At 60.4% G+C, this 462-nt stretch carries 1 pseudogene; it reads right to left on the bottom strand.

Annotated features, from left to right (window positions below):
• Positions 1 to 462, bottom strand: a pseudogene (locus NBZ85_RS31765) (tRNA (guanosine(37)-N1)-methyltransferase TrmD); the annotation flags it as partial.

Raw genomic sequence — 462 nt, forward strand, 5'->3', positions numbered from 1 at the left:
CACGATCGCCGCAGGGAGTTCGCCGCCGCTCAACACGTAGTCACCGACGGAGATTTCCTCGGTCGCCAAATGCTGGGCGACCCTCTCATCCACGCCTTCATAGCGGCCGCAAATCAGCACGATTTGCTTTAGCGAAGCGAACTTTCGGGCCGTTTCCTGCGTGAACAGGCGACCCGCAGCCGAAAGCAAGACAATCGCAGTGTCTTCGGGAAGAAGTTCTTGCTTCCTGGCATCGCCAAGGCCCCGGCCCAGAATCTTCTCCACCGCTTCGAACAGCGGGTCGGGCTTCAACACCATGCCTTCGCCTCCACCGAACGGGCGGTCGTCGACGGTTTTGTGGCGGTCCTTCGTAAACTCGCGCAGGTCTTGCACGAAAATCTGGACGAGGCCGTTTTCCCGCGCGCGCCGGACAATGCCATGGTCGAGCGGGCCAGCGAAAAACTCCGGGAAGATGGTTAAGAG

Source organism: Frankia tisae (assembly GCF_025403405.1).
Classification (GTDB): Bacteria; Actinomycetota; Actinomycetes; order Frankiales; family Frankiaceae; genus Frankia; species Frankia tisai.